The sequence below is a fragment of the Aneurinibacillus uraniidurans genome (assembly GCF_028471905.1).
Lineage (GTDB): Bacteria > Bacillota > Bacilli > Aneurinibacillales > Aneurinibacillaceae > Aneurinibacillus > Aneurinibacillus uraniidurans.
The window spans coordinates 3,301,840-3,327,960 of record NZ_CP116902.1; the positions used below are offsets into that span (position 1 = coordinate 3,301,840).

31 protein-coding genes are annotated in these 26,121 nt (G+C 45.0%); 15 read left to right on the forward strand and 16 right to left on the reverse strand.

Annotated features, from left to right (window positions below; all coding sequences use genetic code 11):
* Positions 1 to 44 precede the first annotated feature (44 nt).
* On the forward strand, positions 45 to 2,093 hold the full coding sequence (locus PO771_RS16505) for a methyl-accepting chemotaxis protein (RefSeq protein ID WP_272560731.1): 2,049 nt from the start codon (positions 45 to 47) through the stop codon (positions 2,091 to 2,093).
* Positions 2,094 to 2,131: 38 nt separating this feature from the next.
* On the opposite strand, the gene PO771_RS16510 is transcribed toward PO771_RS16505, so the two are convergent.
* The 3 genes from PO771_RS16510 to PO771_RS16520 form a co-directional block, all read right to left on the reverse strand.
* Positions 2,132 to 2,662 carry a hypothetical protein gene (locus PO771_RS16510; RefSeq protein ID WP_272560732.1) on the reverse strand — a complete coding sequence of 177 codons (531 nt, stop codon included), beginning with the start codon at positions 2,660 to 2,662 and terminating at the stop codon, positions 2,132 to 2,134.
* A 9-nt stretch (positions 2,663 to 2,671) separates the two neighbouring features.
* A complete protein-coding gene (locus PO771_RS16515; RefSeq protein ID WP_272560733.1) occupies positions 2,672 to 2,875 on the reverse strand; it encodes a hypothetical protein in 204 nt (67 codons plus the stop codon).
* Positions 2,876 to 2,943: 68 nt separating this feature from the next.
* Positions 2,944 to 3,240: a hypothetical protein gene (locus PO771_RS16520; RefSeq protein ID WP_272560734.1), complete on the reverse strand. Its 297-nt coding sequence runs from the start codon at positions 3,238 to 3,240 to the stop codon at positions 2,944 to 2,946.
* Positions 3,241 to 3,637: 397 nt separating this feature from the next.
* On the opposite strand from PO771_RS16520, the gene pssA reads away from it, so the two are divergent.
* The gene (gene pssA, locus PO771_RS16525; RefSeq protein WP_272560735.1) at positions 3,638 to 4,126 is read left to right on the forward strand and encodes a CDP-diacylglycerol--serine O-phosphatidyltransferase; all 489 of its coding nucleotides are present in this window, start codon (positions 3,638 to 3,640) and stop codon (positions 4,124 to 4,126) included.
* A 60-nt stretch (positions 4,127 to 4,186) separates the two neighbouring features.
* On the opposite strand, the gene PO771_RS16530 is transcribed toward pssA, so the two are convergent.
* Positions 4,187 to 4,435 carry an AbrB/MazE/SpoVT family DNA-binding domain-containing protein gene (locus tag PO771_RS16530; protein WP_272560736.1) on the reverse strand — a complete coding sequence of 83 codons (249 nt, stop codon included), beginning with the start codon at positions 4,433 to 4,435 and terminating at the stop codon, positions 4,187 to 4,189.
* 191 nt (positions 4,436 to 4,626) lie between these two features.
* On the opposite strand from PO771_RS16530, the gene rluF reads away from it, so the two are divergent.
* Entirely contained in the window at positions 4,627 to 5,313 is a 687-nt protein-coding gene (gene rluF, locus PO771_RS16535; protein ID WP_272560737.1) for a 23S rRNA pseudouridine(2604) synthase RluF, read from the forward strand.
* A gap of 60 nt (positions 5,314 to 5,373) precedes the next feature.
* On the opposite strand, the gene PO771_RS16540 is transcribed toward rluF, so the two are convergent.
* The gene (locus tag PO771_RS16540; RefSeq protein ID WP_272560738.1) at positions 5,374 to 5,604 is read right to left on the reverse strand and encodes a DUF1450 domain-containing protein; all 231 of its coding nucleotides are present in this window, start codon (positions 5,602 to 5,604) and stop codon (positions 5,374 to 5,376) included.
* A gap of 176 nt (positions 5,605 to 5,780) precedes the next feature.
* On the opposite strand from PO771_RS16540, the gene PO771_RS16545 reads away from it, so the two are divergent.
* The 3 genes from PO771_RS16545 to PO771_RS16555 all read left to right on the forward strand — a co-directional run bounded on the left by PO771_RS16545 (position 5,781) and on the right by PO771_RS16555 (position 8,269).
* Positions 5,781 to 6,824 (forward strand): copper amine oxidase N-terminal domain-containing protein, encoded by a 1,044-nt coding sequence (locus tag PO771_RS16545; RefSeq protein ID WP_272560739.1) that lies wholly within the window; start codon positions 5,781 to 5,783, stop codon positions 6,822 to 6,824.
* A gap of 342 nt (positions 6,825 to 7,166) precedes the next feature.
* Entirely contained in the window at positions 7,167 to 7,532 is a 366-nt protein-coding gene (locus PO771_RS16550; RefSeq protein WP_272560740.1) for a response regulator, read from the forward strand.
* 200 nt (positions 7,533 to 7,732) lie between these two features.
* Positions 7,733 to 8,269: a hypothetical protein gene (locus tag PO771_RS16555; protein ID WP_272560741.1), complete on the forward strand. Its 537-nt coding sequence runs from the start codon at positions 7,733 to 7,735 to the stop codon at positions 8,267 to 8,269.
* 116 nt (positions 8,270 to 8,385) lie between these two features.
* Here the strand turns inward: PO771_RS16555 and PO771_RS16560 are convergent, their stop codons facing one another.
* The gene (locus tag PO771_RS16560; protein WP_272560742.1) at positions 8,386 to 8,718 is read right to left on the reverse strand and encodes a hypothetical protein; all 333 of its coding nucleotides are present in this window, start codon (positions 8,716 to 8,718) and stop codon (positions 8,386 to 8,388) included.
* Between the two features lie 263 nt (positions 8,719 to 8,981).
* Here PO771_RS16560 and PO771_RS16565 point away from each other — a divergent pair, with 263 nt between their 5' ends.
* Positions 8,982 to 9,497 (forward strand): ferritin-like domain-containing protein, encoded by a 516-nt coding sequence (locus tag PO771_RS16565; RefSeq protein WP_272560743.1) that lies wholly within the window; start codon positions 8,982 to 8,984, stop codon positions 9,495 to 9,497.
* A 269-nt stretch (positions 9,498 to 9,766) separates the two neighbouring features.
* On the opposite strand, the gene PO771_RS16570 is transcribed toward PO771_RS16565, so the two are convergent.
* The 3 genes from PO771_RS16570 to PO771_RS16580 all read right to left on the reverse strand — a co-directional run bounded on the left by PO771_RS16570 (position 9,767) and on the right by PO771_RS16580 (position 13,730).
* Positions 9,767 to 10,051, reverse strand: coding sequence for a late competence development ComFB family protein (locus PO771_RS16570; RefSeq protein WP_272560744.1), 285 nt, complete (start codon positions 10,049 to 10,051; stop codon positions 9,767 to 9,769).
* 405 nt (positions 10,052 to 10,456) lie between these two features.
* Complete coding sequence (gene rlmD, locus PO771_RS16575; protein WP_272560745.1) at positions 10,457 to 11,851, reverse strand: 23S rRNA (uracil(1939)-C(5))-methyltransferase RlmD; 1,395 nt, start codon at positions 11,849 to 11,851, stop codon at positions 10,457 to 10,459.
* A gap of 124 nt (positions 11,852 to 11,975) precedes the next feature.
* Positions 11,976 to 13,730 carry a methyl-accepting chemotaxis protein gene (locus PO771_RS16580; protein WP_272560746.1) on the reverse strand — a complete coding sequence of 585 codons (1,755 nt, stop codon included), beginning with the start codon at positions 13,728 to 13,730 and terminating at the stop codon, positions 11,976 to 11,978.
* Positions 13,731 to 13,925: 195 nt separating this feature from the next.
* Between PO771_RS16580 and PO771_RS16585 the strand changes: the two genes are divergently transcribed.
* The 7 genes from PO771_RS16585 to bacA all read left to right on the forward strand — a co-directional run bounded on the left by PO771_RS16585 (position 13,926) and on the right by bacA (position 18,303).
* Positions 13,926 to 14,294 (forward strand): hypothetical protein, encoded by a 369-nt coding sequence (locus PO771_RS16585; RefSeq protein ID WP_272560747.1) that lies wholly within the window; start codon positions 13,926 to 13,928, stop codon positions 14,292 to 14,294.
* 49 nt (positions 14,295 to 14,343) lie between these two features.
* Entirely contained in the window at positions 14,344 to 14,529 is a 186-nt protein-coding gene (locus PO771_RS16590; RefSeq protein ID WP_272560748.1) for a DUF5325 family protein, read from the forward strand.
* Positions 14,530 to 14,681: 152 nt separating this feature from the next.
* Positions 14,682 to 15,641 (forward strand): cation diffusion facilitator family transporter, encoded by a 960-nt coding sequence (locus tag PO771_RS16595; protein ID WP_272560749.1) that lies wholly within the window; start codon positions 14,682 to 14,684, stop codon positions 15,639 to 15,641.
* Entirely contained in the window at positions 15,619 to 16,005 is a 387-nt protein-coding gene (locus PO771_RS16600) for an ArsR/SmtB family transcription factor (RefSeq protein ID WP_272560750.1), read from the forward strand. The genes PO771_RS16595 and PO771_RS16600 overlap by 23 nt, the downstream gene beginning before the upstream one ends.
* A gap of 9 nt (positions 16,006 to 16,014) precedes the next feature.
* A complete protein-coding gene (locus tag PO771_RS16605) occupies positions 16,015 to 16,500 on the forward strand; it encodes a PaaI family thioesterase (protein WP_272560751.1) in 486 nt (161 codons plus the stop codon).
* Between the two features lie 38 nt (positions 16,501 to 16,538).
* Positions 16,539 to 17,321, forward strand: coding sequence for an alpha/beta fold hydrolase (locus PO771_RS16610; RefSeq protein WP_272560752.1), 783 nt, complete (start codon positions 16,539 to 16,541; stop codon positions 17,319 to 17,321).
* Between the two features lie 184 nt (positions 17,322 to 17,505).
* Positions 17,506 to 18,303 carry an undecaprenyl-diphosphate phosphatase gene (gene bacA / locus PO771_RS16615; protein WP_272560753.1) on the forward strand — a complete coding sequence of 266 codons (798 nt, stop codon included), beginning with the start codon at positions 17,506 to 17,508 and terminating at the stop codon, positions 18,301 to 18,303.
* 46 nt (positions 18,304 to 18,349) lie between these two features.
* On the opposite strand, the gene PO771_RS16620 is transcribed toward bacA, so the two are convergent.
* Positions 18,350 to 19,318: a YbgA family protein gene (locus PO771_RS16620; protein WP_272563196.1), complete on the reverse strand. Its 969-nt coding sequence runs from the start codon at positions 19,316 to 19,318 to the stop codon at positions 18,350 to 18,352.
* A 25-nt stretch (positions 19,319 to 19,343) separates the two neighbouring features.
* The gene (locus tag PO771_RS16625; RefSeq protein WP_272560754.1) at positions 19,344 to 19,658 is read right to left on the reverse strand and encodes a rhodanese-like domain-containing protein; all 315 of its coding nucleotides are present in this window, start codon (positions 19,656 to 19,658) and stop codon (positions 19,344 to 19,346) included.
* A 170-nt stretch (positions 19,659 to 19,828) separates the two neighbouring features.
* On the opposite strand from PO771_RS16625, the gene PO771_RS16630 reads away from it, so the two are divergent.
* On the forward strand, positions 19,829 to 20,050 hold the full coding sequence (locus PO771_RS16630) for a DUF1128 domain-containing protein (protein ID WP_272560755.1): 222 nt from the start codon (positions 19,829 to 19,831) through the stop codon (positions 20,048 to 20,050).
* A 49-nt stretch (positions 20,051 to 20,099) separates the two neighbouring features.
* On the opposite strand, the gene corA is transcribed toward PO771_RS16630, so the two are convergent.
* The 5 genes from corA to pdhA form a co-directional block, all read right to left on the reverse strand.
* Positions 20,100 to 21,059, reverse strand: a complete 960-nt coding sequence (corA, locus tag PO771_RS16635) for a magnesium/cobalt transporter CorA (RefSeq protein ID WP_272560756.1) — start codon at positions 21,057 to 21,059, stop codon at positions 20,100 to 20,102.
* 105 nt (positions 21,060 to 21,164) lie between these two features.
* Positions 21,165 to 22,586 (reverse strand): dihydrolipoyl dehydrogenase, encoded by a 1,422-nt coding sequence (gene lpdA / locus PO771_RS16640; RefSeq protein WP_272560757.1) that lies wholly within the window; start codon positions 22,584 to 22,586, stop codon positions 21,165 to 21,167.
* Positions 22,587 to 23,876, reverse strand: a complete 1,290-nt coding sequence (locus PO771_RS16645) for a dihydrolipoamide acetyltransferase family protein (RefSeq protein WP_272560758.1) — start codon at positions 23,874 to 23,876, stop codon at positions 22,587 to 22,589.
* 23 nt (positions 23,877 to 23,899) lie between these two features.
* Positions 23,900 to 24,883 (reverse strand): alpha-ketoacid dehydrogenase subunit beta, encoded by a 984-nt coding sequence (locus PO771_RS16650; protein ID WP_272560759.1) that lies wholly within the window; start codon positions 24,881 to 24,883, stop codon positions 23,900 to 23,902.
* Positions 24,880 to 26,013: a pyruvate dehydrogenase (acetyl-transferring) E1 component subunit alpha gene (gene pdhA, locus PO771_RS16655; protein ID WP_422664961.1), complete on the reverse strand. Its 1,134-nt coding sequence runs from the start codon at positions 26,011 to 26,013 to the stop codon at positions 24,880 to 24,882. The genes PO771_RS16650 and pdhA overlap by 4 nt, the downstream gene beginning before the upstream one ends.
* Positions 26,014 to 26,121: the final 108 nt, after the last annotated feature.

Below are 26,121 nucleotides of genomic sequence, written 5' to 3' on the forward strand. Positions count from 1 at the left end.
TTTAATTAGACAGAAAATTTAGTTATTATATAAGGGGGAGTTTTATGAAGTTTTCAAGCATTAAACTACGTACGATGTTTTCTATTCTTCCGTTAACCATCCTCACACTTATTGCTCTTGTTTTCATCTCTTATTTTTATTCCCGCTCCCTCATTGAACATGAAATTTCCCAGAAAATGAATTATGAACTAGACAGCGTCAGTACAGCTTTGCAAAACCGGATTACGGCTCACAGCAAGGTAACAGAAGGACTAGCTCGTTCTATCGAAGTAAGCACTACCACCCTCACGCCAGATCAGTACATCGCGATGCTTAAAAATAATGTAGGGATAAATGAAGATACATTCGGTCTTGGTGTTTTCTTTGAACCATACCGATACCGTCCCAACCTTAAATACTTCTCGTACTATGCGTATCGCAATAACGGCTCGATCTCTCATACGGACGAGTACAATACAGAAGCATACAATTACCCTAATCAAGAATGGTACAAAACAGGTAAGACCTCTAAAGATTCTGTTGCTTATACCACCCCCTTTTTTGATCCTGTAACCAAGTCTTCCGTGGTCACCGCATCCGTTCCGCTTTATGATCGCAACAAAAACTTTATCGGTGTAGCAACAGGTGATATTCATTTAACGAACTTGCAAAAAATCGTAACCGAAACAAAAGTCGGGGCTACCGGATGGGCATTTCTTCTCGATGAAACCGGTACTTATCTCGCACAACCTGATGCAACGAAAGTAATGAAAACAAAATTAAATCAGGATACAAATACGTCGCTAGCCAAGCTATCCAACAGCATGCTTACCGAACAAAGAGGTCGGGCTTCTTTCACCGATCAAAACGGAACAAACGAATTATTCTTTACTAAAATTCCTCATACAAACTGGGTACTCGCTATGGTGATGCCCGAAAAAGAACTGTTTGCCCCCCTACAATCGCTGCTTAGCCGCTTACTGATCATCAGTGTCATCTCCACTCTTGTCATTGTGGCCGTTATTTTACTATATAGCCGCTATATTACATCCAATATTAAAACAATCAATGACGCTTCTCTTGTGCTGGCAGAAGGAGATTTTACACAAGCAATTGCCGTTAACTCAAGAGATGAATTTGCTCAAATGGCTCAAAACTTTAATAGTATGACCGGAAAAATACGTGATCTGATGGGTCATGTATCCAATAACTCTCACCACGTAGCCACAACTGCTGAACAGCTGACAGCAAGCGCAGAGCAGACAAGTCAGGCAACTGAACAAATTGCCGCCTCGATTCAGGAAGTCGCTGTCGGAGCTGATACCCAATCACGAATCGTATTGGATACAAACCGCCTCGTAGAAAGTGTATCGGAACAAATGAAGCTTATCACACAAAAGATCGAGGAGGTAAACGGAGCTTCTCATCATGCAGCCGGTACTTCTACCACAGGAATTAAAGTCATGGAAAACATGCGGAAGCAGATTACAACTATTCATGATAAGGTCCTCCGCTCTTCTGATGTCGTGAATTCCCTCGGACAGAAGTCAGAAGAAATCGGCAATATTTTATCATTAATTACATCAATCGCTGAACAAACCAATCTCCTTGCTCTTAACGCTGCCATTGAAGCAGCGCGTGCTGGAGAACATGGAAAAGGCTTCGCAGTTGTAGCGGATGAAGTACGAAAACTAGCCGAACAATCGGCCAATGCAGCCAGTGAAATCCATACACTGATTGCACAAATCCAAACAGAAAGTGGAAATGCAGTAGAAGCTATGCAAGAAGGAAGTACAGCCGTAAACGAAGGCATCACGATGGTCAGCAACGCTTCCCATGCTTTTGAAGAAATTCGCACCGCTGTTGGCGGTGTATCCACTCAGATTGAAGAAGCTACTGATTCATTTATAAAAATCCAGTCTGGCATTACCCAAATCGTCCAGGGTATGAATGACATGACTCACACATTTGAACGGGCTGCCCAGAATACTCAGCATGTAGCCGCAGCTGTGGAAGAACAGACTGCTTCTATGGAAGAAGTCGCCAGCGCTTCTACTGTGTTATCACGATCAGCAGAAGAACTGAACGAGGCTGTAAGTCGTTTTAAAGTCTAAAAAAAAGAGAATCGGCATGCCGATTCTCTTTTTTCATGCTATTCCTGACCGCTCAAGCGCTGCAATGACAGCACCGTATGATCCACAATACTCACAAGATCTTCTACGTTATCCTCGTTAATTTTACGTCCAAAATCAAGCGTAACTGTATTCTCGTACCGAATCGGTCCTTCCGCAGGATCATATACAAAAGACAGAGACTGCCTAATCTCCGGACGATTCCCCCATACGCCTACAAGTACATTCCGAATGTCCTCACACTTAGCGGGGCTGTCTACGTACAACGCAAATGACACGCGCAATAAACAACCGAGGCGCTCAATTGGTACAAGCTCCAGAATTTCTCCTGCGAGATCAGATGCACTTGCAAGTAATGTCATACGCGCAGCCGGATTCTCGCTCCCTTTTGTTTCTCGATCCTGGAACTCAATCTGGTATTCACGGGACATCGTCGCCAGATCTACACGATCTTTCCTTGCTGTTACTAGGATAGCACCCGCAAGGTCAAGATCATACACCGCTCCTTCAAGGGCAACTTTCATATTCTCATAAATCGTTGGATCAAACATGGTCTCTCCTTACCGCGACCGCTGCTTCAGTTGCTTACGCCGCTGTTCATCTTCCAACGAATTTTTCGCCGCGATTGCATCATAATCAACGCGCAGATTACCACGAACAGTCTGCGTAATCGCAGTCACAATCCCACCGAAAAATACAATTAGAACGATAACACCGATAATAAAAAACATAATCATCGTTGGGCTTGAAAACATAACCTCCACACATAATCCCTCCTAATCTCTTCTGTATCTTCTTATTATACCCTACTTTCCGACTTACTTAGAATTTCTCAGGATGAAACACGCTTACGCACCACAAACGCCAGGGCTTCATTATCAAACGCCATCAGCACGTTCAGTAGTGTGCCGGTTTCAATTTCACCTGCTTCTTCTTTTGGTACCGTTAACTCCAACATACCAGCAAGCTCAGGTGGAACTCCCTGATCCGGGTACGCTTCTCTGTATAACTCCAGCGGATCAAGATCATGGTTTACACACCACTGCGCAAAAATAAGCACCATCGCATTTGTATCGCGACGATAACTATCCGCAAGCTGTCCCCCCAGATCTTTTTGTTTATCTTCCATCAAAATTCCTCCCTACTGTTCTCCATATCATTTATGAATACGACAAATGCTTCCTGCCCATTATAAACAAGAATGCATCCACTGTCACAATACCACTTTCTAGAAAATGTGATATAATGTAGGAGTAACGTGAAAGGAGGATGACCACATGAATCTATATGTGTGCCTCTCCTGCTTTCAAGTAAAGCAGGGGGATCTCTATCGTGTCGACCTGAATATATGTGAAAATTGTACCCGGCTTTCTGAAAACGTTACCATTGAATCCACACGTACAAATGATGATTCGTACCCATCAGCGAGGGGCTGCTAAAGCAGTCCCTTTTATAAGTCAAAAGGAGACTATAAACGTTTATTATGGTAAAATGCTAACTAATTAAAATATATAATGAGGTGAAGCATGAGCTATTTTCGTCGCTCAATCCCAAATAGTTTTACACTCGGCAACCTTGTATGCGGAATTTTTTCGCTGACATTTGCCATGAACGAATATTACCGCATGGCCGCGCTGTTGATTCTTCTGGCCGCTGTATGCGATCTGTTTGATGGAAAACTCGCTCGCATGTTAAAAGTAGACAGTCCGATGGGGGTCGAGCTTGACTCGCTTGCAGATATTGTGAGTTTCGGGGTTGCTCCAGCTATTTTAATGCATACAATGTCAGAGCCTTCCTTTCTCGTTACACTTGCGTTTATCGCCTTTCCAATTGCAGGTGCCTGGCGGCTTGGCCGATTTAACATCAAACCAACAGTTGGGTACTATATGGGGATTCCGATCACCTTTGCTGGACTGATAGTGGCTTTCCTGGCCCTTTTCTCGTTTTCCAGCCCGATTCTTACCCTTATCCTGGCGATTTTGATGGTTAGTCCGATTCGCGTCCCTAAGCTATAATAAAAGCCTGACATACATCTTACAGAAAAAGAGTATGTCAGGCTTTTATTCGTTCTATATTTATGCTTTTACGCTGGCCAGCTCATCCTGACAGCTCTTGCAAACTAATTTACCTTTGAAGGCTGTTACATCTTCTACAGAATCACAGAATAAGCATGCTGGCTGATACTTTCGTAAAATTACCTTCTCCCCTTCTACGAAAATCTCCAAACCGTCCTTTTCTGCAATTCCGAGCGTACGACGTAATTCAATTGGAAGTACCACACGACCTAGCTCGTCCACTTTACGTACAACACCAGTAGCTTTCATCTGTTACCCCTCATTTCCTTGTTTTGTTATTTTTATCATATATCATATAATAAATGGAATAAAGTGCAAATCATGCATATGTAGAGAAAGTCAACGGAATAAAAAGTATCATTTTGTCGAACATTGTCTATCATTATTTGTTTATGTGATGATATGATACACAAAAAGCGACTCAGCGAAAGGATTATAGAATGAGAATCAATAAATTTATGAGCGAAACCGGGATTTGCTCGAGACGTGAAGCAGATAAATGGATTGAAGCAGGGCGTGTCACGATTAATGGGGTACGAGCTGAACTTGGCAGCACAGCCGAACTAGGCGATGACGTTCGCATAGATGGCAGGCCTATTGGGGCTAAGAAAGCGTCCATCTATATCGCTCTGAACAAACCCGTTGGCATTACATCCACTACCGAAAAAAAAGTTAAAGACAACATTGTTGATTTCGTCAACCATCCAGAACGTATCTTTCCTATCGGACGGCTCGATAAAGATTCCGAGGGTCTAATCTTACTGACGAATGATGGCGATATCGTTAACAAAATTTTGCGTGCAGAGAACAACCATGAGAAAGAATACATCGTGACGGTGAACAAGTCGATTACCCCCGCCTTTGTAAAAGGAATGTCCGAAGGCGTCCGCATTCTTGGTACCCGGACGAAACCGTGTCAAGTAACCCAAATCAGTGACCGTGTCTTTCGTATCATTCTTACCCAGGGGTTAAACCGTCAAATTCGACGCATGTGTCAGGCATTCGGCTATACGGTCGTTAAGCTGCAGCGCATACGCATTATGAACATCACACTTGGCAACCTGAAAATCGGACACTGGCGCAACCTAACAGCCCGTGAACTTACGCAATTAAACAAGCAACTCTAGGTACATATAACAAAACAGCCCTGTAGCATCACGTTTTACATGCTGCAGGGCTGTTATTTTTTATCCGCACTTCTTAATAAGCTTACCAACCTTTTTGACCACTTTCTTCGTAGATTTCGCGGTGACAACCTCACCTTTCCCGACGATGACAAATTGTTTTTTCCGGCCAAGCTTGCACATCGATTGACAACCCATACAAAACTTTGCATCCGGTACAAGTTTCGCAAGCTTTTTCCTCAACTTCTTCACATCATCTGTACATTTCGGACAAATTCGCAGCTTCATTGTCATCCCGCTTCATCCCTTCGAAGAATTGTGGTGAATACCTGTAGTGTATCACAAAAACAAAATATTGATAATAATTATCATTTCGCAAAAAAATATTTTGTATTGAAACCTTTTTGGCTTATATGCCGTCAAAAAGAATGGGATCCCAAACTACACTACTGCAAGGATGTGCAACAATCATGAAATCAACAACATTATGGAAAGCAGCTTTATTCACAACACTTTTTGCTACCACTACAACTTCGGCGTATGCGATGTACATACCTGATCAAGAAAAGAACAGTACGCCCCAGTACACCCAGGGACCTACTGTTATGCTAGCAGACTATGCGGCAAATGGGCTTACACACCGTCTTGTTATAAACGGAAAAGGCTATGCACCTGAGCAAACGTCTATCTATACGAGCCACAATCAAATTATGGTTCCTGTACGCACGATTGCAGATGCACTTGGATTCACACTAACCTGGCATAAAGAAAACAATACGCTTGAGCTTACGAAAGGAAACCAATGGTTCCAGTTCAAGATTGGTGCAGATAATTACAACATTGCCAAAATGCCTGTTACGCTAGGTGTCGCACCAGAACTTACGAACAACAAGACATACGTCCCTCTTTCGTTCTTCCGTGATGTAATCAAAGTAAATGTACAGGTTGATGAAACCGGAACGATTTCAATCTCTGACAAAGCAGAAGAAATGATGAAACACGGTGTAATTACAAGCATCGACAAATCCCAAATTGGAATCAATGGATTCACACACGGTTTGAATCTGAATATTACAGACTCCACCATCATTTCAACAACTGATGGCCAGAAGCTTTCATTCAAAGATCTAAAACTCGGAATGGATGTAGATGTTCGTACAGAAAAATGGGCTACCTTAAGCATCCCACCAATGACAAACGCGGTACAGATTACGGTCAAAGATGCTACTATGAATGAAATGCTTGGCACAACAGGAGAAATCACAGACGTACAGGATATACAGAACGGCATGAAGCAAATTACTGTAAAAGGAACGAAGCTATCCGAGCAAGCACAAGATACGATCGTGCTGGTCGTATCCAACAAAACAAGCATCATCGGTACAAAAGACAATCAACCCGTTTCGATACAGGAGCTAAAAACTGGTCAAAAGCTCCATGCATTCTACGGTCCGATCATGACGAGAAGCCTGCCACCAATTGGCCAGGCTGCAAAACTGATGATTGAAAATTAAACAACCATACATTGATGGTGAAAATTTATAGAAGGCTCAACCTCCAAAGTGTACGTAACACTCCGAAGGTTGAGCCTTCTTTTTTTGTAGATATCCCGATTCGTATCGATCGATTCGTAATCCTCCTACATACGAATAGTTCTTTTGTATTTGCTATACTCGCAAATCCGGTTTAAAAACAAAGTTTTCATTACTCATTGCCTAAATATCAGAAATTTATAATAATCTTTAAGACTCCCAAGATTTGAGACTTACTCCATTTACCAAATTAAATTCGTAAACAGTATTATTTTTATGTCCGTGAAATTATAATTATTTAACAAATGAAAAAGGAGGGGGAAAATGTACCGAGTATTAGTTGTCGACGATGCGCTTTTTATGCGATCAATCGTAAAAGGATATTTACTTGAAAATAATTTCGAAGTTGTAGCCGAAGCTCAAAACGGAAAAGAAGCTTTAGAAAAATATAAAGAAACGTGTCCGGATATTGTAACGATGGATATCACGATGCCAGAAATGGACGGGATCGAAACGATTAAACAAATTAAAAAGTATGATAGTAAAGCAAAAATCGTCATTTGTTCCGCAATGGGTCAAGAAAACATGGTAATTAAAGCCATAAGAGCAGGAGCATCCGATTTTGTTGTGAAGCCTTTAGATAAAGAAAGAGTGCTTGCTGCCATTCATAAAGCACTCACCAGTGACTAGACAAACAAAGAGTCTCCCTTCACTTCTGACTACTACAGCTTGTATACGATTCTGATCACTCCCCCTTTGGATTTCAATCCAGAGGGTTTTTATTTTCACCTTGTACGATGCATTTTCAGGAATTTTTCATTTGAAAATGATATACTCTATTTCACAATATACTGATGGGATATAAGTGAAATAAGGAGGAACTAAAAGCAATGTCACAACCGAAGCAACCTATCATACAAAATCGAAAAGAAAGAACGCGCGTTTTCTTGGCACTCGGTATTACCCTTGCCTTTCTAATAGTAGGGATTTGGTATACGTTTCATTCTTTTTCAGACTCTTTTCATACGCGATCTTTCAGGTACTTTTTTAAGGAATTCGGCTCATATGCACGGATTGGATTTTTCATTGTATTAGCTCATTATGTCCTTATGTTTATTCTTCGGAAACGATATGTAGATGGCATTGGACAAATCAAACAACTTGTTATTTCGCTTTCACGAATTGCCCGTCAACTGCATGTTCCCGTAGCAATTATAGCGATAGGGATCGTACTGATTCACGCTATCGGAGCTCTGTTATACGGATTTACGTTCGACTTTACAAATACTACAGGGCTGCTTTCTCTTTTAGTTCTTCTTCCGTTAGCCATCTCTGGAATTTTTCGATATAAAAAAATGGATCGAAAATGGCATTGGGGACTTGGATTAGGTTTTGCCGTACTTTTTATGGCTCATTCGTTTTTATAATCAACTTTTCAAACTGAATACAGCAAAAAAAGCCCCCGGCATAGGTGGGCTTTTTTTGCTGTATCAATCTTTTGGATACGCGTACAGGAAAGGTAAACCTGCTTCTCTGAAAGTAACTATTGTCCTACTTTTACAGCACTCGCCTGATTTACAATATCATGTAGCCTTTGTTTTGCTTCCTCTACGTCCATCTCAAGTTGAATAAGCAGACTTAACACACTATCTGTGTTCGCTTGCTTTTTGAGAAAAGAGAAAACAATTGGCTTTTCATGCTTAAGAACAGTCATGATTTCTACTGTTGCTAACACTCCGTTCGACGTTTTACTTCGTAAGAATAACTTTAGAAAATTCCTGAAAACAACTAAGTGCTCTAACTTATCAGGGTATTTCTCTAGCAATAGAAAAAACTCTCCTACTGCTCTTCCAAGATCCCATCCTTCACTTTTCATACCGTTCTCCTCCTGATAACTGGTGGGTATATCTAAAGATATAAGCCCGTGCAGCTTTGCACTATTACCTTTCTGGCAAGCTTCCCTTCCTCAGTAGGAATATATTAACACGAAATATAAAGTGGAAATAGGCGTAACATCATGCAAACATTGCAGTACATAATTTTATCCAGCCGTTGCCGACTTTTTTATGACTACTTTCACTTTTCAGTTTTGTGCTCATAGACTGCTTACGACACTACCTTACGAGAGGAGTTTTTCTTATGTATCAATATTTTGATTACGACTTCTACACATACAATCCGTATTCGTTTCTTCCTATACAGTATCAAACTCAATCATCCATCCCTGCAAATGCAATGTATCAGACGAATTTGCAGGCAGTTGTCCCTCTCTTGCAGCAAGCTGTACAAGGTGAGCGGAATGATGAGCTTTTTTATGACTACCTCATTCAAAATGCCCCATCCAATCAAGACAAAGAGATCATTACTTCTATTCGCAATGATGAAAGACGTCATCGACAGATGTTTAAGCAAATGTATTATTCCTTAACAGGACAAACGATTGAATCCACTGACAGCGAACCTTTTAAAAAACCACCCAGCTATCTTGCCGGTCTTGAGCAAGCCCTATTTGGTGAATTAAGCGCAGTCGAACTTTATCGTACCATTTACTTTACGATCCCAAATACCGTGTTTAAGAATATGGTATTTGAAATTCTAACAGATGAAATCAAACATGCCAGCAAATATAATTTTTTGTATGCTAAAAATAAGTAGTTGGCTTTTCCTTCTCGAACCGAAAATGATTCAATTTGATTCATAATCAACTGACTCGGACGCAAAATACAGACAATTCAGTGGTTTTCTGCGTACTTTTTAGTTGGCATATAACTTGCTTATATAATTACAGTAGGTTATCTCTACTCGAACTATCTGTTGGATTTTTAACTCTTTAGGAAGCGAGATCGCACCCCTTTCTCGCTTCTACTTTTTTAAAAGAACAAAGGTTGCAGAATTCCTGAGGAACTCTACAACCTTTTATTTTTTTAAGAGCCGAGCGGCATTTTATGCGGGGAGGGATGTTTGGCCACTAATGTGGTGGCTCGTGTAATTTCGCACAAAATATTTGCCAGGGATTGTTTATTGAAGAATTCTGCCTTGATAAAAGCAAGTCCTAAATCTTTGGATGCGTATCGAGGCGGGAGAGAATTGAGCGTTAAGGCGTATACATCTCCTTTACAGATGTCGCACTTACAGGGCATCTCTATATGCCCCCACTGCTCTTCTAATATTTGTAAGACGAGTTCTTCCATTACATTTACTACTTTCATGGTAGTCTCCTCCTCTTGTCCTTAGCCATATGAATCTTTACAGCAAACTGTTACCATCATTCATTTCATAATTATTGTTTTATTGTATATATTATACAGAAATATATATAGTTGTGTAAGACTATTAATGAGTGAATATTTGTATTTTTTCGTAATTATTTCGACCTAGTTATAATAAACCTTTTGGCAGTTGGTACCCTATCCCATAATATTATAAAATATCCCCCTAAAATAATAGATAAAACAAAATGACCACCATTACAGCAGGTAATAAATGCAATTGGTCAAATTGAGCGTGACGAAAAAATCTTGATACAAAAACAGGAAAAAGGTGCAAGGAATCAGGAATTCTCCTTTTTTCTCACACCTTTATCCACACGTTTGGCAGGGGGCTTTATTTTGGAGTTACAACTTTTTCACAAGCAAGCAAACTGATTCCACATGCGCGGTATTCGGAAACATGTCTACCGGCTGGACCCACTCCATTCGGTATCCTTTCGCCAGATATGCCGCATCTTTAGCCAGCGTCGATGGATTACACGATACATATACCATTCGCTCAGGCTTCGCACGCAAAATCGCATCAAGCAACGCACGGTCGCAGCCAGTACGCGGCGGGTCCACGACAACTACATCCGGACGCTCGCCTTGCTTCACCCACTGTGGCAGCAACTCTTCTGCCCGTCCAACATAAAACGTCGCGTTCGTAGTCCCGTTCAGTATCGCGTTCTGCTTCGCATCTTCAATCGCTTCTGGAATAATCTCGATCCCACGCACATCTTTCGCATCACGAGCCAGCCAGAGTGCAATCGTTCCAACCCCACAGTACGCATCTACCACCCGCTCGTTTCCAGTTAGAGCTGCCGCTTCTGCTGCCGCCTTATATAACTTGATCGTCTGTGCCGGATTCAGCTGAAAAAACGCCCGTGGCGACAAGGCATACGTCAGATCACCAAGCATCTCCTTAATATACGGTTCACCCCAGAGCGGTACCGTTACATCCCCAAAAATAAGCGATGTTTTTTTCAAATTAATATTATGACTAACGCTCGTCAGCTTTGGCAGACGCATGCGCAGCTCGGCTACAAGTTCTTTTTTACGCGGCAATTCCTTCGTTGCCGTGACAAAAATAAGCTGTTGCTCGCCCGTAGCAAATCCGGCGCGGGCAACAACTGTACGCACGATGCCTGTTCGTTTTTTCTCATTATATGGCGCGATATGCAGTTTCTCCAGCACATCACGAGCGGCCTGAACCATTTCATTCGTTGCTGGATGCTGCACCGGACAGCCGCTAATATCAACGAGACTGTGACTCGCCGGAGAATACAGTCCGGTTACGATTCGCCCATCCTGTATTCCTACTTGAAGCTGTGCCTTATTGCGGTAACTCCACGGCTCATCCATACCGAGAATCGGACGCAGCGAGATCTGATCTGTTCCCATATAGCGTGCGAATGCCCCCCGCACAATCTCTTCTTTTGCTTTCAACTGTGCCTCATAAGAAATATGCTGCATCTGACAGCCGCCGCACTCTTCGTACACCGAACAAGATGGCTTCTGACGCTGTGCGGATACTTGCTTAATTTTTTTGACGCGCCCCTCAGCAAATGACGGACCATCTTTTGTAATTCTAACCTCTACCACTTCATCCGGAAGCACGCCTGGGACGAATACCGCTTTCTTCTTGTAATAACCGATTCCTTCTCCATTAATACCGATTCGTTTTATGGTAACGAGAATCTCCTGACCGATACGAAGCTGTACCGGGCCTGTCTGATTCGGATTTTTTTTCTTCTGCATCGCTATCATTCATCCTTATTCCCTGCCGGGCAGGTTGTTCACATTGTATCGCTTCATTATAGCATACCAAAAACCCCGCAGGCGTCGATACGACCTGCGGGGTCCATAGCAGTAGTATTGTTTATTACATATACGAACGATGTTTTTGCTTTTCGGCGATAATACTCTCCTTCAAGCTTGTAAGCTTCTCCATGACTTCCCGCGAAGCCTCGGCCAGGTCACGCAGGCAGCGCTCAGCTGTTGGGCGATCTCCCCGGTTATAAGCCTGAACGGCTTCTTTAGCCAGACTGTGAACACGGGCATGCGGTGCTTCAATGGCTTGATACAGTGGACTGTTGCTGAATAAACGCTTCGCTTCGCCGTAGTACCATTTGCCAAGACGGCAGTCAAAATGAGACGCCACATCTTTCTCGTCAATTTTTTCAAAGCCAAGCAGCAGATTATACACCTTCCAGCGCCAGAGCAGGTGGTCAGTGATGGCGAGCTGAAGCAAGTCTTCCTGACTCATTTTCATATTTTTCGAGATCGAACGCACCCGATATTCATCGATCATCTTACTTAGCTGATAAACTGCTTCCCCGGTACGCCGTCCGATGGCAGCTCCCTGCTCAATCGCTTCGACAATATTATGATTGCGCGCCGTAATATCATCCGTCGCTGCTGCCTGTTCCTGGCTGATGGCTGCAATCTCGTCAAAGTGTCGACCAATTTCATGAATGCTTCCATTCATGTCTTTTAGATCATCTGATACATTCGCCAGCTTCTTAACACCTTCGTGCAGGCGGTTCGAAGATTGGCTCGTTACATTTTTAATCTCAGACGTAATGCTATGCAGTTCCTGCATATCATCTGTGATATGTGCTACCGATTTTTTTGTGCTATCTGCAAGCTTGCGCACTTCTTCGGCTACAACGGAAAACCCTTTGCCATGTTCACCTGCGCGTGCAGCTTCAATCGACGCATTAAGGGCGAGCATGTTCGTCTGGTCAGCAATGCTTTTAATCGCATCGGTTAGCTTGCTCATACTACTGACACGCTCATACAGCTGATCCACCTGGCCTGCAATCTGTACTTGCTCTGCATCCATCTCCTGCAAGGAATTCATGACACCCCCAAGTGCAGAAACTCCATTATCCAGCTTATCAATCGTATCTGTCGCATCATGTGCCACATTCGCAATCGAGCTCGATACTTCTTCTACCCCGGCATTCAATTCTTCCATCGCTGCGCTGACCGCAGCCGAATCTTTCATCTGCTGCTCCTGATAGGACAGCAAATCACGCACTTCGTCAATGTTAGCATTATATTCAATAATCGTTGACAATCCGCCAATAAAACTTTTCGCTTGCAGCTCCATATATGCCTCTACGACAATCTGCTGATCGAGTGTAATCATGCTTTCATATGCAAGAAGAGCATCTGTCATCACAGCTGGACGCTTTGCAAACGCTTGCACGATATGTGGAATAAACAATTGGTTCAACAGCGTAAATGCAGGAAAGAACCAGTCCGGTGTCAGACCAACCCGTGCATGCGCTTCCGCAATAGCACGACGCTTAAATACGTATTCAAGATCCAACTTATCTTCAAATAGGCTGATCATATACGCATAAAATGTCTTCTTTAGTTTTTGCGCATCCCCATGCTTCACCAATATTTGATGCAAAAACGGTACTTCATGCAAACGGTCATAAAATTTATCCACAATTTCCTGATGGTGCTTCTCAAATATATCTTTTAGACTATGCATAATTTCTTTTTGTATTTTTGAAATCCCCAGGAAGTCAAGCTTCTCCTTTAATCGTCCATCCGCTGAAATATCCGAATGATGATCGATATTAAAATAGCTATAGTTAGCCATCTTATCTTTCCCAAACATAATTTTCCCCCTCGATCTCATCGTATTTTTACATGTATCATTTCCTATTGTATCTTTTATTTTACCACTATTAGGAGACTAATTAACTAGATAATAAACAGATAAAACGACATTTTCCTGAACTTACTACCATACAGAGAATTGTATGTCTGCTACAATAACGAAATAGAGTATTGATTGTCAGGGGGATACATCATGTCGACTTCGACAGCCATTACAACACTAGAGACACTGGCAGCCATGCATCGTTGTAATGATGAAAGTCAATTATATACACAAATCGTGCACAATTTTGCACGCCTTCCTCACTTCTCCTGGATCGGAGTGTACATAGAGACAGACGGTCAGCCTATGCTAGCTGCCTCTTCTGCGGATACACCACTCGATTCCCTAGCTCGCCAATCAATTTTACAAATTCCAATTGAAACGGAAGAAAAAGATTACGGAAAGCTTACAATTATCGCTCGCCCATCATGTACGATTGATGAGGCTGATTATATGGGATTGATCCAAATCGGGTGTGAACTTGGTAAAAAAATTACGGCACTCCGCACATCGGAATGATTTTGTCTAACGCTTGAATCGTTTATAATGGGACAGAGGTGAAAAACGGATGACAACTTATCAAAAACAGTCCCTTCTCATTGCGATTCTTGGTGTCGCTTCCTTCATGGGTGTTGGCATTTCTTTTGCTCAACGTAACTTTCTTATGGCTATCGTTTGTGCAATTGTCGCTATCCTTGTAATCGGGATTGGCTTTATGAATAAAGCAAAACACCGAAAAAATGGAACATTATAGGTAGACAAAGTTTTCATGTTTCCACAATCCTGATCGAGGATGATCAGGATTTTTTTATGCATATTATACTAATATTCAAATGAATACTTGAATAATTAGAGGGATCCATATACACTGAAGCTACCATTTATTTACGAACAGGAGGATTTTTTATGGGTATGCATCATCACGATCACCCTAGTCATGATCATCACGGAGGGCACCATCACCATCATCACGGCGAGCATGCCAATGAGAATACTCTATTGTGGGCATTCTTTTTAATTGCTGGCTTCATGATTATCGAATTTATTGGTGGCTTTCTCACGAACAGTCTCGCCCTGCTATCTGATGCAGGCCATATGCTAAGCGACGCTGCCTCGCTTTTTTTAAGTGTGATGGCAATGTGGCTCGCACGCAAGCCTGCCACTCCGACGAAAACATACGGCTATAAACGAACAGAGATTCTCGCTGCATTTTTAAATGGTCTTACACTCGCTGTCATCTCGATTTACATTTTTATCGAGGCATACGATCGCTTTTTTGAACCGCAACCTGTTGCTAGTCTTACCATGATGCTCATTGCTGTCATCGGTCTGATCGTCAACATCGTAGTTGCCTGGATTTTAATGCGGGGCGGCGATACACATAATAACCTGAATGTGCGCAGCGCTTTCCTGCATGTCTTAGGCGACATGCTCGGTTCTGTCGGCGCGATTGCGGCAGGTGCTCTCATCTGGCTGTTCGGCTGGACAATTGCTGACCCGATTGCCAGTGTCATCGTAGCTACTCTCGTGCTCGTATCCGCCTGGAGAATTATTCGAGATTCTGTTAACGTGTTAATGGAAGGGGTACCAAGTGGCATGGACATCGATCGCATCCGACATGCTGTGCTGGAACTGGATGGAGTAGATGCGATTCATGATCTACATGTATGGACCGTTACCTCAAGCTTCCCATCACTTAGCTGCCATATTGTTATCCAAGATTACACACAGGCTGGAGATATTTTGCGAAAGGTCAATCAGTTGTTCAAAGATCAGTTTGGCATCAAACATACAACCATTCAAATTGAAGATGCCGCTATGTGCGCCAAAGGAGATATGTGCGATGAAGAAGATCACAAGCATTGAACCTGCCATATGCCACCTTCCTGCAGAAAAAATACACGGTCTGCGGGAAGACCTGGCTTGCCGCCCGATTGAGCATCTGGCCGCCCTTTTTAAGGGACTGGCCGATGCCAATCGCGTAAAGATCGGTTACATATTAACGCAACACGCAGAGTTATGTGTGCATGATATCGCTGATCTAGTTGGCATCTCTGTTGCCAATGCATCGCATCATCTGCGGCTGATGCGCACACTCGGCTTAACAAAGACACGTAAAGACGGTACAACTGTTTTTTATTCCCTAACCGATGATCACATCCATCGCATCCTGTTAGTAGGGATGGATCATATGGAAGAAGGGAAACATCACGAAAATAATACAAAGTAGGAGATTTACATGGACAAGCAACAACTATTAGCAGCCATCGAACAACTGTCAGACCGCGAGTGCAAGGCAATTGAGCGGACACTGACGGCGGTACAAAATATGAAAGAAAACAAATATCCCTTCCTCGGCAATTTTCTTAATGTGAGCGAAGAGATAAGCGAGAATTCCGATGTATTCGTCTGCTCCATGCCAATCGGACGCGAAGTGCTGAATCCGTATCGCATCGTATACGGTGGTATTACAGCAACACTTGCAGATATGGCAATGGGCTGGATGCTAGAAAAGCGTATTTCCGGGCAGGATAAGTTTGTCACCCTCGACATGCATACAAACTATCATCGGGCAGGTACAGGCAAGCGGCTCATTGCGACTGCACGGGTTATCAACCAGGCGCAGCAGATCTGGCAGATGGCGTGTGACGTACATAACGACCGGGGTGATCTCGTCGTGACCAGTACCGGTACATTCCTGCAGCTATACCGCAACCGCGACTAAGCCTTACTCTTCTCGATTTCTGGAAAGGGGCTACGATCATGAAACAAACCGTACAGACAAATGGCATTTCACTTGCGTATCATGAAGCAGGGCAGGGGGAAGCTCTTGTATTCCTTCACGGTTTTTGCGGCAGCTCTGCTTACTGGGAACGAATCGCACCCGAACTTGCTCGTACATTCCGGGTCATTACCCCGGACCTGCGCGGGCATGGTGCAAGTGAGGTAGGCGATGGCACGTATTCGATGGACTTGCTGGCAGACGATATTGCCGGGCTGCTTAAGGCACTCAGGCTTGAACAGGCCTATGTGTTTGGTCATTCTCTTGGTGGGTATGTGACGCTTGCGCTGGTAGATAACCATCCCGAGCTGGTAAAAGGATTCGGGCTCATCCACTCCACCGGACTGCCGGATGATAAGAAAGCGAAAGAAGTGCGGAAGGAAAGGGTAACACTTATCGAGGAAGAAGGCCTCGAGCCGTTCATCAATGATCTGATTCCGAGGCTTTTCACACCTAAAAATCAGGAAGAGATGAAAGATGTAGTGGAGCACACTCGCCAGATCGGCCTAGCCACCCCTCCAAAAGGAGCAATCAACACCTTACAAGGCATGGAAATACGCCCAGACCGGACGACTGTCCTTATAAAAGCAAAATGTCCCGTGTTGCTTGTCACCGGAGAAGACGACCACATCATTCCATCGGAAAGCACATGGGCTGGCGCACCCGAGCATGCTATGCGAGAAACATACTCCCACTGTGTTCATATGAGCATGTACGAAACGCCAGATAATCTGATCCATACCATTCAAAGCTTCGTGAAATGAAAAGAGGCAATCAGCATCGTATTATAGCGTGCTGATTGCCTCTTTCATTTTACCTTCGACTCTGTGTTTTGTACGTTTATTAAATTTTTACACAAAAAATATGGTTAGGGTACGTGATCAATTATATAATAAAGGCTGGCCAATAAAGACGTAAAACGGCTACTACTTATTTTGGGGGATACACATGGAACACTATTGGATTGCCATTATCCTTGGTATCGTGGAAGGCTTGACTGAATTTTTGCCAGTTTCCTCCACGGGTCATATGATTTTAATGGCGGATTTACTCAACTTTGACGGGGACAAGGCTAAAACATTCGAGGTTGTGATTCAACTTGGTTCGATTACCGCTGTTGTATTTGTGTTCTGGCGGCGCCTGCTTAGTCTGATTGGAATCGGACGTACACGCACGTACGGTCCGCAATTGAATTTGCTGCATGTAATAATCGCTGTCCTGCCAGCAGGCCTTGCCGGTGTACTGCTACATGACTTTATTAAGAAATATTTATTCTCTCCATATACGGTGCTTATGGCGCTGGTGGCGGGAGCGATTCTGATGATTGTAGCAGAGCGATTCCAGCCACGTATCACCGCACCAACAATTGATGATATCACCTACCGTCAGGCGTTTGGGATCGGCTTATTCCAATGTCTAGCGCTCTGGTCTGGTTTTTCCCGCTCCGGTGCGACAATCGCAGGTGGTCTGTTGCTTGGGACAAGCCATAAAGCGGCTGCTGAATTTACCTTTATCGTGGCGATCCCGGTTATGCTGGGAGCAACCGGACTGGACCTGATAAAAAGCATGCACTTCCTTTCAGCGAGTGATTTCGGATTTTTCGCAACTGGCTTCGTAACAGCGTTCGTTGTTGCCATGCTGGCGATTGTATCATTCCTGAAGCTTTTGCAGCGAATCAGCCTGACACCGTTTGCGATTTACCGCCTGCTTCTGGCAGCTGTATTTTATCTGTTTGTGCTTCGGTAACAAAAAAATCCAGGGACATGTTGAATCGTCTCTGGATTTCTTTGTTTTAAAAGTCTCTTCCTTTTCCTGAATCCGTGATCTCCACGAACTCCTCTGGATACGGTTCGAAAAATGTCTGCCTAAGCAAATACGGGTGCTCAAAGCGAATCACCCACGATTTCAACACCGAAAGCGGACTGCTCAGTGGCAGCTTCCCATCCCGGTATTTCTCCAGCAATTCCAAAAAATGACCACGTTCACCGGATGACAAATAGTCTGAGAAGTATCCCATAATATGCATCATCACATTAATGTTCGACGTAAAGCGCGGCGCACGCGCAAACAGTAGACCGAGATGCTCCTCGTAGGCGTCCAGCACCTCTTCGATTGACTTCTTATCCCGATTCGCCACAATGTTACCGAGCACCTTTAGCTCTTTCTGATTATACGCCATAAACAAATACTTGTTATCGCTTTGAAAATTAACCAGCACTTTCATCGACTTCTGTGTCTTGATGGCACGAAAGGTTGACAGCGTGTACAGCTTCGTCAGAAAATGCTCGCGAATCTTAAAGTTTTTCAGTCGTCCTTCATCCTCAATCGCAGCACGCGGAAACCGATCTGTGATTGCGCCTCCAAATAATCCACTGCTTTTATGTAAAACAGCTGGACGCTCGCCGGCACTGTATACTTTCACATCTTTTATCCCACACGAAGGGGAACGATTCTTCAAAATAAATCCATCCACATCCGACAAAGATGCGAGAAATTGATCAGCAAACTGCCCCATCTCATCTGTTACATCTCGGCCACTTGTCGGCTGTATCAGACGGCGATCCTCTCCGCTCAGTACCACACGAATGGTTTCGCGCGGCGTCCCCAGCTCGATCGCGATCTCCGGGCAAACCGGAATAAAATCGACATGTTCCTGTAACTTGCTGACAAATTCATCCGGAATCATCTGCCCATTATATCGACAAGCGTCAAACTCCAGACATTTGCTTACCACAATCGTTGGTCTGGCAAAATCCCGCACAATCTCCGCCGTCCTTTCTTTCTCTTTACTCTTCAATATAAAACGCGACTTCCGCCATCCCGCCTTCTACATTCACGATTTTCTCGAACCCTTGATTCAACAAGAACTGCGTCACATGCCAGCTCCGAACGCCATGCGCACACATGACAAAAATCGTCTGCTCCCGATCAAGTTCCGCAAGACGCTCAGGTACAGTATTCATCGGCATATGATTTGCTTTCTTAAGATGCCCTACTTCCCATTCGTATGATTCGCGCACATCCATAATATAACTTTCGTCTAGTGCCCCTTGCTTATACAAATCCGCAAATTCATGCGCAGAAATCGCATTTGTTGTCATGCTGTTTTTTTCCTCCTCATAAGTCCTGCATTTTTCCTTATCGCTATTATAGCCAGAGCGTACACATGATTGCCACTCTCGCTATGCTGCAAATGCGCAACGCAAGTAGAGACACGATACAGAACGTGCTACAATGGATGAAATACGCCATGAAGGAAAGGATGAACGGAATGAACCTGACAGAAAACACACCTGAAAATATTGAATATATGATCGAAGCGATCAAGGATAAGCTACGCATTGCAAATGCCAGCGCTGTAAAAGCATCTCACTTCGATGACAGTAAATACGAAGACCTCAAGGACATTTATGACATGGTTATGTCGCGCAGCCAGTTTAGTATTAGCGAAATGGAAGCAATCGTGACCGAACTAGGCAGTCTACGCAAATAAATTTTCAACAAAAAAGCAGCCATACAGCGGCTGCTTTTTTGCGTTCTACCTATTTATGCATATCAAGCCATCCCTTACGGCGGAACCAGAGGAACATACTTCCCCCGATGATCGCCATTACTGCCAATACAGCAAAATAGCCATACTTCCAATCCAGCTCAGGCATATTCTTAAAGTTCATTCCATACACGCCCGCAATAAACGTCAACGGAATAAAAATAGACGAAATAATCGTCAATACCATCATCACATTGTTCATCCGATAAGAGTTCACCGAGATATAGTTATCCCGCATATCTGCTGTCATCTCCCGGCTTGAATCAATCATCTCTGCAAGCCGCAACAGATGATCATAAATGTCCGTGAAGTACAGATGATGCTCTTTGAACTCTTTTAAACGCTCCGAATTCAATATACGATACAGCAAATCCCGCATCGAGCCAACCGTCCGCCGCAATTTCAGAAGATCAGCCCGAATCGCAAATACTTCATCCATCAGCTTACGCCCCGGTATGTGCCGCTCGTCTGTATCCAGCTCACTCAGCGCATCTTCAATCCGGTACACAGATGGAAAGTAATAATCGACCAGCTTATCAATCAGCAAATAGGCGATGTACACCGGACCACTGGAACGGCCCGAAGTCGATGCAAGGAACTTTCGCCGTACTTCATCAAGCTCATGTAGCGGCTTCAAATGAAATGATACGAGAAAGTTCGGGCCGACAAACATATCGACTTCTTCTACATCAAGCGTCGTTTGATTCAGCGAATGAAGAACGAAAAACAAGTAGTTTTCATAATAATCGAGCTTGGGGCGCTGCAGGAAATGCAAACAGTCTTCAATCGCCAGCGGATGAAAACGAAAGTATGTATCTAACAGCTTTGCTTCGTCTTCTGTCGGCACATTGAAATCAACCCAGTACCAGTCTATGTCGGAAGCGGACAGGCACGAGAGTGGAATATTTTCGAGCAACTCTCCAGTTGTCGTTATCGCAAGCGTCGTAATCACGAGTTAGTCTCCTATTCTATATGCCTCTTTCTTATTATTGTATGCCCACCGCCTATTCCTTGCAAATACACAGCGGGAACATCCCTGTCCCCGCTGTGTATTTTCCTATTTATTCACAACATGAATCGCATGCCCGAGTGCTGCACAGGCCGCTTCGAGCCATACCTCACTGATTGTCGGATGCGGGTGCATAGTCAGCGCGATATCTTCTACCCGAGCTCCCATCTCCAAAGCCAGCACTCCTTCCCCGATCAAGTTCGATGCGTCCGGTCCAACCATATGAAAACCGAGCAGCAGATGACTGTCTGCCTCTACAATCACTTCGGCCATCCCGTCGGCTTCTCCACTCGCAAGTGCACGTCCATTCGCACGTATCGGGAACTGACCCACTTTCACAGCATATCCCTGCTGTTCGGCTTCTTCCCGTGTCAAACCTACTCCTGCGATCTCTGGCTCCGTAAAAATCACATACGGAATAAAAGGAGAATCCACCGCACTCGGCAGCCCACCAATTACTTCCGCTGCCACAATCCCCTGCTTGGATGCGCGATGCGCCAGCGCCGGGCCCGGTGTACAATCCCCAATCGCAAAAATATGTGGGCGGTTTGTCCGACACTGCTCATCTACCGGAATATAGCCGCGTTCATCCGTCAGCACTCCCGCCTGTGCAAGTCCGAGACCTTCTGTGTATGGTGTACGCCCGATTGTGACGAGCACTTTTTCACTTTCAATCGTATCACTACCAGTAGAAGTCTTTACATGCAGGTGTACCCGTCCGTTTTCAATTACAGTGTTCTCCACCCGTGTTCCCGTGTAAATGCGCATCCCCCATTGCTTGGCATGACGTAACACATCCTTCTTGAGCACGGCCGACACCTGTGGCAGTACCTCTTCCGCCGCTTCCACAATGGTCACCTGACAGCCAAGTCGGGCGAACGCCATCCCAAGTTCCATCCCGATATAACCGCCACCCATAATAGCCAGACTTGCAGGTAGCTCAGTCAGTGCCAGTATACTCGTCGAATCAAGAATATACTGCCCATCAATCGACAGAAATGGGGGAATCATCGGCCTAGACCCGGAGGCAATAATCGCCTGTTCAAAGCGATACGTTTCAAAGTCGCCACCTGTCTCCACACCAATACGGTCCGATGACAGGAACACTGCCTGACCATGTGCAATAGTCACACCATTTTTCTCACACAGCTGGCGCACTCCGCGATTGAGCTGCTCAATGATCTTCTGTTTATGTTTCTGCCAGGCGGTCAGCGAGAACTGTGCATCCCCCTGTGGAAGTGTAATCCCGATCTCGGTGAGTCGAGATAGCTTCGCATATTCCCCGGCAGCATAAATGAGTGCTTTTGATGGGATACAGCCCCGATTCAAGCAAACACCGCCAAGTTCTTCTTTTTCAACAAGCACAACTGATTTGCCAAGCTGGCCGAGCCGGATGGCAGCCGCATACCCACCCGGTCCACCTCCAATCACGACCACGTCTGTTTCTGTCGCCACTTCTCCGACTACCATCTATACCAGCTCCATAAATAGAAGTTCCGGATTTTCCAGCAACTGCTTGATCCGGTTTGTAAATCGCACAGACGCCACACCATCAATAATCCTGTGGTCAAACGATAGCGACACATTCATCATGTCGCGAATGACGATCTCACGGCTTCGTACAACGGCACGCGGCTCTATTTTATGCAGAGCAAGAATCGCGGCTTCCGGGTGATTGATGATCGGCGTGGCCTGCTGACCGCCAACCGATCCAACGCTTGTGATCGTAAATGTACCGCCGCTCATATCGGCCAGCGTTAATTTGCCCGTACGTGCTTTCTCCGCAAGTTCCCCAACTTCTCTGGCAATGTCAAAAATCGATTTTCGATCTGCATGCTTGATGACAGGCACGACCAGCCCCTGCTCGGTGTCTGCTGCCACGCCGATATGATAGTAGTTTTTCAGAACGATCTCGCCGGTGCTGTCATCAACCGATGCATTAAACATGCGGAATTGTTTGAGTGCAATAACAGTTGCCTTGATGAAAAACGGTAAATACGTCAGCTTCACACCTATCTCCTCAGCATGCAGCTTCATTCGGCTGCGAAGTGCGATCAGCGCATCCATCTCCATATCATCAAAATGGGTCACATGCGGGATAATGGTTACGGACTTTACCATATGCTCAGCGATTTTTTTACGGATGCCAGCAAGTTTTATTCGCTCTTCCGCTTCTTGCGGCAGGTTACTTGCTAGGTGCGGCGCAACGATGACAGGCTGTTTTACTTCAGGCGGCATCTGATCTGTGGTAACAGCAACCACCTGTGATTCCCTATCCTGTATCGACTCCGATTTTGCAAATCGGCGTATATCCTCCTCAAGTACACGACCTGCCGGACCGCTGCCTGCTACTTGCTCCAGATCAATCCCCAGACTGCGTGCCAGCTGCCGCACATATGGAGTTGCCAGTGCACGGTGAGTCTCGGAAACAGATGGTACTGCTAGAACAACGTTGGAGACCGAAGAAGCTACTTCCCTTTCCTCTGACTGTATCGCAGCCGTTTCCATTTCTACTTTCTCTCCCACCCCATCGTCAATCACAAACATGACCTGCCCGACATGTACCGTATCCCCTGCTGCAAACAACAGCTGCGTAATCACACCACTAACCGGCGCAGACAACTCCGCATTTACCTTATCAGTCTGCACTTCAACTACCGGCTGGTCCTGCTCCACATGATCGCCTTCTGCGATCAACCAGCGGGTAATTTCCCCCTCATGCATCCCCTCTCCCACATCAGGAAGCTTAAACTCTACCATAGCGTCCTCCTCACCCTCCTCCACTAAAATTGCATCGTGTCAATAATGCCCTGCCGAATGCGTGCCGGTGTCGGCATATATGAATCTTCCAATGTAAAAAACGGAACCGGCACATCGTATCCAGTTATACGTTTTACGGGTGCTTTTAAATAAATGAGCGCCTCGTCGTTAATCAGCGACGTGATTTCAGCACCAAGTCCGGCTGTTTTATGCGCTTCGTGCACGATTAGCGCACGTCCTGTTTTCTTCACTGAAGCAATAATCGTATCCAGATCAAGCGGATACAAGGAGCGAAGATCAATAATCTCACAGCTCCATCCCTTCTCCTGTGCGATCTGCTTCGCTGCCAGCTGGGCGGTGCGCATCATACTCCCCCACGCAAAAATCGATAGGTCACTTCCTTCCTCCACGATCCGGGCCTTGCCAATCGGAACGCGATACATCTCTTCCGGTACCTCTTCCTTGAACGCACGATACAGCCGGGTCGGTTCAAGGAACAATACCGGGTCCGGATCTTCAATCGCCGAGATCAGCAATCCTTTAGCATCATACGGCGTGGCAGGTACGACTACTTTTAAACCCGGTGTATGCACAAAAAACGTCTCCACACTCTCCGAATGCAACTCCGGTCCACGAATCCCTGCACCATATGGCGTACGAATCACAAGCGGTGTCGTGAATTGCCCTCGCGTCCGATGACGCAGACGAGCCGCATGTGAGACGACCTGCTCAAATGCCGGGTAAATAAAACTAAGAAATTGAATTTCTGCCACCGGGAGCATACCATTTAGTGAAAGCCCAATCGCGGACCCAATAATGCCAGATTCAGCAAGCGGCGTATCGACCACTCGCTCCGCTCCATGTTTCGAGAGCAGCCCTTCTGTCGCCCGAAATACGCCTCCGTTTACGCCGATGTCCTCGCCAAGCAGCATAACTCGCGGATCATCCGCCAGCTTCTGATCAAGCGCTTCAGTAATGGCCTGGATCATGGTGAACTTTCGATTCATACGTGTCCTCCCTCCTCATCCTGCAATGAGAGAAATTCTTGCCGCTGTTCCGTAATATGCCACGGTACATCCGCATATACGTGATCAAACATATCGACTGGACGTGTTTTTGGTAACGCTTCCACTTTAGCGAATGCCGCTTCGATTTCGTCCGTAAGCTTGTTCATAAGCACCTGTTCTTTCTCTTCCGTCCATAATTCTTTCTTTATTAGAAACTTCTGGAGCCGCTCAATCGGGTCACGCTGTTCGCGCCACTCTTTAGCTAGTACTTCCTGATCCCGATATTTCTTCGGATCATCCGCTGTAGTATGAGCGCCATAACGAAAGGTAACCGCTTCGATAAGTGTCGGCCCCCTGCCTGCCTGCGCCCGTTCGATCGCTTCTCTCACCGCCAGCCATACAGCAAAAATATCATTGCCGTCCACCCGTATGCCCGGGATGTCATACGCTGCCGCACGCTGGACAATCGTACGCGAGGCAGACTGCCGTTGAAACGGCACACTAATCGCATACCCGTTATTCTGACAGAAAAACAAAACCGGAAGCTGATAGACACCCGCAAAATTTAGTGCTTCATGAAAATCCCCTTCCGACGTGGCACCGTCTCCGAAATACGCGATACTGATTGCTCCCTCACCTTTTATTTTATTCGCCCAGGCCGCACCAGCCGCATGCAGCATCTGCGTCGCAATCGGCACAGACGGCGGCAAGATGTTCTTTCCAGCCGGACACATGCATCCTTCCATTCGACCCATCCAGTACAAAAACAAATTTTCAAGCGTCTGCCCGTGCGTCAGTATCGCCGCATGATCACGATACGTCGGAAACATCCAATCCCCTTCTTTGAGTGCCAGCGCACTCCCCACCTGCGCTGCCTCCTGCCCTTCAAATGGCGCATATGTCCCGATGCGACCTTGTCTCTGCAAAATGACCGCCTTGCGATCAAATGCACGTGCTCGTGTCATCTGCTCATACATGCGTACCATAAGAGCCGGATCGATTCTATTTTCAATCCCCTGCTGCACCTCTCCATCTGGTGTAATCACTTGAAACAATTCCGGAATACGAACATCTTCTAGACGACCCGTCAACGCTGCCGCACGAGCCCGCATATCTTTTTCAATCAACATAATGCTGCCTCCTTATGTGAATTCCGTATACCTGCCGAGCCTGCTGTATCGTATGCAAATGATCAAATAAATGTCTTGATACCACTGCCTCTTTATGCAGATTATAAA